The 6,505-nt window shown below is 69.5% G+C and carries 7 protein-coding genes; 2 read left to right on the top strand and 5 right to left on the bottom strand.

Going from position 1 to position 6,505, the window contains the following annotated elements; translation table 11 throughout:
* On the top strand, positions 1-1,045 hold a 1,045-nt coding region (locus VF167_02865; protein HEX6924339.1), incomplete at its 5' end, for a LysM peptidoglycan-binding domain-containing protein.
* A gap of 11 nt (positions 1,046-1,056) precedes the next feature.
* A complete protein-coding gene (locus tag VF167_02860; protein ID HEX6924338.1) occupies positions 1,057-1,845 on the top strand; it encodes a PRC-barrel domain-containing protein in 789 nt (262 codons plus the stop codon).
* 62 nt (positions 1,846-1,907) lie between these two features.
* Here VF167_02860 and VF167_02855 read toward each other — a convergent pair whose 3' ends face one another.
* From VF167_02855 to VF167_02835, 5 genes are all read right to left on the bottom strand, one after another.
* Positions 1,908-2,675: a lysophospholipid acyltransferase family protein gene (locus tag VF167_02855; protein ID HEX6924337.1), complete on the bottom strand. Its 768-nt coding sequence runs from the start codon at positions 2,673-2,675 to the stop codon at positions 1,908-1,910.
* A 37-nt stretch (positions 2,676-2,712) separates the two neighbouring features.
* Positions 2,713-3,492, bottom strand: a complete 780-nt coding sequence (locus VF167_02850) for an SDR family oxidoreductase (protein HEX6924336.1) — start codon at positions 3,490-3,492, stop codon at positions 2,713-2,715.
* A gap of 91 nt (positions 3,493-3,583) precedes the next feature.
* A complete protein-coding gene (locus VF167_02845) occupies positions 3,584-4,855 on the bottom strand; it encodes a competence/damage-inducible protein A (protein HEX6924335.1) in 1,272 nt (423 codons plus the stop codon).
* Positions 4,855-5,709, bottom strand: coding sequence for an SDR family oxidoreductase (locus VF167_02840; GenBank protein HEX6924334.1), 855 nt, complete (start codon positions 5,707-5,709; stop codon positions 4,855-4,857). The genes VF167_02845 and VF167_02840 overlap by 1 nt, the downstream gene beginning before the upstream one ends.
* A 24-nt stretch (positions 5,710-5,733) precedes the next feature.
* The gene (locus VF167_02835) at positions 5,734-6,444 is read right to left on the bottom strand and encodes a hypothetical protein (protein HEX6924333.1); all 711 of its coding nucleotides are present in this window, start codon (positions 6,442-6,444) and stop codon (positions 5,734-5,736) included.
* Positions 6,445-6,505: the final 61 nt, after the last annotated feature.

Raw genomic sequence — 6,505 nt, 5'->3', positions numbered from 1 at the left:
ATTATTCGGGTTCGAGGTTGTTCGTTACTCCGCAGAGGTGGAATCGCAGTCCATGAAGGAGCCGCTGGTGGGGAGAATTCGTCTGTTGTCAGAGCGGCCGATGGCTGGCTGGATCGCCGGGTTGGCGTCCGTGCTCGTGCTTGGACTGTCGTCGCCAGCTACGCTGGCCGGGCAGAGCTCGTCGGGGGTAAGGGAGGCCCCGGCGCGCCCCACGGCGGACGACGCCATCGATTGGGACTTTGAGCCCGGCGAGAGAAGTGGATCCCCGAGCGCGTCTGACCTGGAGGAGCGCTGGGCCACGCCCTTCGCGGTAGAGAGCCGCGGCCGGCCGGCCGAGCGGGAGGAGCGCGCGGTGGTCGTGCGGAGGAGCCAGCTCGAGGTGGCCGCCGATTCGGGCGAGACAGCGGCGGTGGTGGAGGTGGAGGAGGGCGAAGGGATCCGTTCCCGCATGACCGTGTTGGCGCGCGGCGTGACGGAGCGGACCTCCGACAGCTCCGTCGTTGTCGCCGCCGACGAGCCAAGCGGTGCGGCGGCGGAGGATGCGGGTGGTGCGGAGGAGGGGCGTGAGGACGAGGAGGAGGCCGCCGGCGGAGACGAGGGTGATGCTGCCTACAGGGCCGAGGCAGGCGACACAGGGTCAGCGACCGACGGCGGGGACAAGACCGACGGCGACGCGGCCGACCCAGCCGATGAGGCCGACGAGCCGTCTGATGCAAACGCCGGCGAGGAGACGCCGACGCAGCCTCGGCGCGCCGAGATGCGCACGCATCGCGTAGTGTACGGCGAGACCTGGTACGGGCTGGCGCGGCGCTACGGCGTCTCCTCGCGCGAGCTGGCGGCCGCCAATCCCGATGTCGACCCGGAGCGTCTGCGCGCAGGAACGGTGCTACGCATTCCCGGCCTACGAACCCATACGGTCGGTCCCGGGGATACCCTCTTCGGGATCGCCCGCCGCTATGGCGTCAGCGCCGATGCGATCCGGAAGGCAAACGAAATGGAAGACGACCTCGTCAGGCTGGGTCGAACCCTGGTGATCCCGGACTAGGAGACATCCCTATGAACGAGGGTAGCGCTGGCCTGCCGGAGATCTTCCGGACGCGGGAGTTCGTCGGTTGGGATGTGGTGGACAGCTCGGGGGAGAAGGCCGGGACGGTAGCCGACCTGTTGATCGACGCGACCGGCAGGGTCCGCTTTGTGGATGTGGAGTTCGGCTTTCCGCGCAAGCATGTGCTCATCCCCCAGGAGCGGCTGGAATGGGGGGAGCGGCGGCTGCTGCTCGACTCCTGGGCGCGGGGCGGGCTGAGCTCGCTGCCCCCTTACGATCCTTCGCGACCGCTCGACGGCCAGATGGTCAGCGAGCTGGCGCGCGCCTTCCCGGCGGTGTACGACGCCGATGCGCACGATTGGCGTGCCCCGGCGGGTGAAAGCCGGGTCGTACCGCTCTCCGACGCGAAGGAGTTCAAGCTGGAGAAGGGCGCGCCGAACCTGAAGGGCTGGAATGTCTTCGGAGCCGACGGGGAGCGGGTGGGAGTGATCTCGCAGCTCCTGGTCGATCCCACCGCGCTCAAGGTGCGCTACGTGGACGTCGACGTGCACGAGGATCTCTACCGGCTGCGCGACGACCGCCACGTGCTCGTGCCGCTGGAGATGATCGACTTGCGCGAGCGCGGAAACGACGCCTGGGTCGAGGGCCTATCCGCGCGCGAGGTCGCCGCGCTCCCGGCGTATACCGGCGGCCCCGTCCCCCCGGTCATGGAGATGGCGATCCAGGAGGCCTTCTCCCGTGCGGGGCAACGGCGCCTCGAGTCTGGCGAACCGGATCGCATCTCCCCGTCCTCGGAATAGTCACCGCCGACCCCCGGAGTGTCCTTGGAGCGGGGACTGCGCCGGCGCTTACCGGCCGGCTCTCAGCCCGGAAGCTCCGGCCTCACACCTTTGGCGGGGACGGTCCGGGGTGCGAGCCCGCTCGAGAGCTCCGTGAGGGCCTTCTCCATGCGCTCGCGTGCCACCCGCATCAACTCGCCCACGTCCGCATCCCCCAGCCCCTCCGTGGGAATCGGCGCCAGCACGCGTACCGACACCGTCCCCGGCCGGGCGATCCGGCGATGCAGGTCGAACACCTCGCTGACCGGCCCCACGACCACGGGAACCAGCGGCGCGCCGGTCGCCACCGCCATGTAGAACGCCCCCTTCTTGAACGGTAGGAGTTGACCGGGCAGCCGGCCGCGCGTGCCCTCGGGAAAGATCCACACCGAGACGCCTCGCTCGCGGATCGCCACCTCCGCCTCCCGCAGCCGCCCGACCGCGTGAGTCGTGTTGGACCGATCGATGAGCACGTTCCCCGTCACCTTGTAGAGCCAGCCGAAGAGGGGTATCCGCGCGAGCTCCTTCTTGCCAACCACCACCGTGTCAGGGAGGTGGAGCTCGGCGAGCACGGGGACGTCGAAGGCACTCTGGTGGTTCGCGATGTAGATGCAGGGCCGCTGGCGGGTCATGTTTTCTCGCCCCTCGACCTGCACCTTCACGCCGAGCGGCGGTCGCATCAGCTTTACCATGGCCCGCGCGTAGTCGTAGGCCACGCGGGAGCGGTCGCGCCGAACCAGGGCGATGAAGACGGCGTAGATCGAGGCGCCGACGAAGCCGAGCAGGGACAGCGCGACGCGCAGGTAGAACATCGGCAATGGGCTTTCGGCTACCTATCCCCTCGACCCATCACTCACCGGTGCTCCTGCGATGGACTCTCGTCGCCCCTGCCTGCGCGGTGGCCATTACCATTACCTCATCCACGTTGACATGGGCGGGGCGGGTAGCGGCGTAGACGATCGCGTCGGCGATGTCTTCGGCGGTGAGCGGCTGCATCCCCTCGTAGACGCGGGCCGCGCGCTCGCGATCGCCGTGGAAACGAACGATGCTGAACTCGGTCTCGACCATGCCCGGGTCGATCGAGGTCACGCGAACTCCGGTACCGAGGAGGTCGATTCGCAGCCCCTGCGTGATGGCGCGGACCGCGTGCTTGGTGGCACAGTAGACGGCCCCTCCGGGGTAGACTTCATGCCCCGCGATCGACCCGATGTTGATGACGTGGCCCTTGCCGCGCTCGACCATCCCCGGGACCACCGCGCGCGTAACGTAGAGGAGCCCCTTCACGTTGGTGTCGATCATCTCGTCCCAGTCCGCAATGCTCCCCTCGTGAATCCTGTCCAGGCCGCGGCTCAGGCCGGCATTGTTGACCAGCACGTCGATCGCGGCCCATTCAGGCGGGAGATCCTCGAGCTTGCGGGTGACCACGCCGGCATCGCGCACGTCCAGCTTCACGATGTGGGTTTCGGTGCCGTGGCGCTCGGCGAACTCGGTGGCGAGAGTCTGGAGGCGGTCCACCCGGCGGGCGGACAGGATCAGGCGGGCGCCAGCGGCAGCGAAGGCGCGAGCGGTGGCCTCCCCGATCCCGGAGCTGGCGCCGGTGACGAGTACGGTTCCCTGGAACGCTGTCATGGCGGAAGCATTGAGTGAGCGGTCGATTTCGCCCGGAAGATAGGCGAGGGCGGCGCCTCCGTCCAATCGAGCGGAGGCAAGCCGGACCGTCTCACTCGCCGGGGGAACGCTCCCCCAGAATCCAACGGCGAACCCGGTCCAGGGCGAGCTGGGCGGTCATCTGCTTGATCCAGCTGCGGTCCCGCGCGCCCAGATCGAATCGCCGGGACCAGCGTCCGCCTTCCCACGCGAGGGCCACGCACACGGTCCCCACCGGCTTCTCCGGCGTGCCACCGCTGGGGCCCGCGATGCCGGTGGTCGCCAGCCCCAGGGAGGAGCCTGCCGCGCCCCGCGCGCCGGCCGCCATCTCCTCCGCGGTGGCGGTGCTGACCGCCCCGTGCTGCCGCAACGTCTCCTCGCGGACGCCAAGCAGCTGCACCTTCGCCTCGTTCGCGTAGGCCACCACCCCGAGCAGAAAGGCCGCCGAACTGCCCGGCACGTCGGTGAGTCGGTGACCGATCAGTCCGCCCGTGCACGACTCGGCCACGGCCAGCGTGAGCCCGTGCTCGGTCAGGAGGCGGATGACGACCTCTTCCATGCCCACGTCTCCCACCGCGTAGATCGCCGGGCCCAGCCGCTCCCGCACTCGCTGCTCCAGGGCGTCGAGCCTTTCCTCCAGCGCGCGCTCGTCCGTGCCCGAGACCGTGAGGCGCGCCTGGACGCGGGGAAAGGCGGCCCGGAAGGAGAGGCGCGCCTCCTCTGGAGAGACCACTCCGGCGAGCAACTCGTCCAGCTTGGATTCGGAGAGCCCGAAGGTGCTGAAGGTCCGGCTGGCGAAGCGCACTTCACCGGCGCGCTCCCGTAGCCACGGGATGACCGTCTCTGTGACCATCGCGCGCATCTCGGCGGGAACCCCGGGCAGCGAGATCACGTACCGCGTGCCGGCCCCGCGCTCGACCGGGCAGATGAAGCCGGGGGCGGTGCCGATCGGATTGGGGATGACCGTCGCCCGTTCCGGCAGAAGCGCCTGCTTGGCGTTGTTGGCGGGCATCTCCAGGCCGCGATCGCGGAAGCGCTCCTCGATCCGCCGCAGGGAGGGTGCGTGCGTGCGGAGCTCCTGCCCCGCGACGCGTGCGACCACCTGAGTGGTGAGGTCGTCTACCGTGGGCCCCAGCCCGCCGGTGCTCAACACCACGTCCGCGTCCTCGAGGGCGCGCTCCAGTGCGCGTGCGAGGCGCTGCTCGTCGTCAGCCACCGAGAAGCCGCCGATCGGGTCGATGCCGATCTGGCGAAGAACATCCGCCAGAAACGGCGAGTTGGTATCGATCGTGGTTCCGGTAACGATCTCGTCGCCGATGGCGAGAATGGCCGCCGTCCTTACCATCACCTGCGCATCCGTCTGGCGACCGCTTTCACCTGGTCGCGCGGCAATCGAGTCAGGTGGTTGAACTCGCCGCCGGCGGCGAGCCACTCCCCACCGTCAATGGTCACGCACTCACCGTTGATGAACGGCGCGGCGTCGGAGAGCAGAAACGCGGCCAGGTCGGCCAGCTCGTGGTGCTCTCCGAAGCGCCCCATGGGAATCCGCGCCCGGGCCTGTTCCTCCACTTCGGGCGTGGGCATGAGGGCCTGCCAGGCCCCTTCGGTGGGGAACGGCCCCGGGGCGATGGCGTTCACGCGGATGCCGTAGGTTGCCCATTCCACCGCGAGCGATCGAGTCAGAGCGAGGACGCCGGCCTTGGCGGCCGCGGAGGGGACCACGAAGGCGGACCCGGTCCACGCGTAGGTGGTGGTGATGTTCAGCATCACTCCGCCGCTTTGCCGCTCGATCATGCGGCGGCCGACCGCCAGGGTGACGTGAAAGGTCCCGTGGAGCACGGTGCGAACGACCGCGTCGAAGGCGCGGGGAGAGAGATCCTCGGTGGCGGCGAGGAAGTTGCCGGCCGCGTTGTTGACCACTCCGTCGATGGCGCCGAGAGCAGACTCGATCGCCCCCACCGCCGCCTCGACCGCATCCGGCTCACGCACGTCGGCGGGCTGGACGTGCACACGCTCCGGGCTACCCCCGAGCTTTTCTGCGGCCTCGCGCAGCCGATCTTCGCTCCGGCCGACCAGTGCCACGCGGGCGCCGAGCTCCAGGAAGCGCCGGGCCATCGAAAACCCGAGCCCCGAGCCGCCACCCGTGACCAGCAGCACCCGGTTCTGCAGCAGGTCGGAAGCCAACGTCTGACGCGCCACGATGATCGCTCCTGCTACCGGTGGTCAGCTCTGCTCGCCCTCGCCCTTTCCGAGCGCCGGAAGGTACGTGGCGCCCGGTTCGCCAGCGTCCTCCCCGTCTTCCGCCGGGCCGGTCTGCTGCTCCTTGAGCTCCTGCGGCCCCATCAGCGCGGCACGCAGCAGCTTGGCCCACAGCTTCCCCTCGTCCTGGGCCGGAGGGGGCCGCAGTCCGTTCCGCTCGGCGTAAACCAGGCCCAGCACGCGGTCGGCGTCCACGTCCGCGCCGAGCTCCACCAGGTGCTCGGCCAGCCGCTCCCGCAGCTCAATACGGGTCGCGGCCTCGGCCATCATCACCAGCTGGCGGGCGGCGAGCCCTTCCTTGCCGGCGCGTTGAGCCGCGCGCACGTAGTCGGCGATCTCCTCCTCCGTCTCGGTCCGCATTCCCTTGCCAATGGCGAGCCAGGCCAGCGTGCAGCGCGCGCGCACCGCCTCCGGCGAGATGCGGAGGACCTTGCGGCAGAGCACCTCCGCGGCGCTGAAGCGACCCGACTCGAGGTAGGCGTCGATCGCGCGGCCGAAGTACGCCAGCGCCCGCTGCGGCATCCCGGCCTCGACACAGAGGTTCCCGGCGCGATTCAGGAACTGCGTCTCGTACCCCGGTGAGGCGCTTCGCGCTTGCTCCTCGAGCGAGGCGAGCTCCCGCTCCAGCTTCGAGTTGGTGTCGGAATCGCTACGTCCACGAAAAAACTGGGACATGCTGAGATTGGATCGGGTCGTGGTACGGCCGTGCTCCTGCCAGTCTCGCACACAGGAGGCC

This window comes from Longimicrobiaceae bacterium (assembly GCA_036375715.1).
Classification (GTDB): Bacteria; Gemmatimonadota; Gemmatimonadetes; order Longimicrobiales; family Longimicrobiaceae; genus DASVBS01.
Note: the sequence above shows the minus strand (reverse complement) of the source record. Positions and strands in the feature narration are given on the sequence as shown.

Excerpts from the sequence above, each read along its gene's own strand:
- VF167_02860 (HEX6924338.1), top strand. The coding sequence starts at position 1,057 with ATGAACGAGGGTAGCGCTGGCCTGCCGGAGATCTTCCGGACGCGGGAG.
- VF167_02855 (HEX6924337.1), bottom strand. The coding sequence starts at position 2,675 with ATGTTCTACCTGCGCGTCGCGCTGTCCCTGCTCGGCTTCGTCGGCGCC.
- VF167_02850 (HEX6924336.1), bottom strand. The coding sequence starts at position 3,492 with ATGACAGCGTTCCAGGGAACCGTACTCGTCACCGGCGCCAGCTCCGGG.
- VF167_02845 (HEX6924335.1), bottom strand. The coding sequence starts at position 4,855 with ATGGTAAGGACGGCGGCCATTCTCGCCATCGGCGACGAGATCGTTACC.
- VF167_02835 (HEX6924333.1), bottom strand. The coding sequence starts at position 6,444 with ATGTCCCAGTTTTTTCGTGGACGTAGCGATTCCGACACCAACTCGAAG.